The 463-nt window shown below is 60.7% G+C and carries 1 pseudogene; it reads right to left on the bottom strand.

Annotated elements, in window-relative coordinates:
• A pseudogene (locus AC4HNJ_RS21605) lies at nt 1-463 on the bottom strand (hypothetical protein); the annotation flags it as partial.

Raw genomic sequence — 463 nt, 5'->3', positions numbered from 1 at the left:
TGCTGGCTCACGCGCCCGTTGGCGTCGTACTGGTTGGTCACCCATACATGCCCGCGTCGGTCCTGCATGGTCAGCATGCGGTGGTTGCTGTCGTAGGTGTATTGCTCGGTGGTCTGGTCCGGATAGGTCACCGTGGCCAGCGTGCCGGCACTGTCGTACGCATAGGTGATGGTGCGGCCGCTGTTGTCGGTGGCGCTGATGATGCGGTTGCTGCTGTCGTAGTTGTAGGTGATGGTGCGCCCGCTGGGCGAGATCATCTGCTGGATCAGCCCGCCGTTGTAGCTGAACTGGATCTGGTTGCCGTAGCGGTCCTGGATCCACGACAGGGAATTGGGTATGTGGCGGGTGAAGGCGTATTGGGTACCGTCCTTCATCGTCAAGATCCAATGTGCACCGAGCGGGGTGTTGTCCAGCAGGAACTGGATGGTCGAGCCGTAAAACGCGGAATTGGTACCGGTGTGCG

The organism is Dyella sp. SYSU CM1112, from assembly GCF_058216415.1.
Note: the sequence above shows the minus strand (reverse complement) of the source record. Positions and strands in the feature narration are given on the sequence as shown.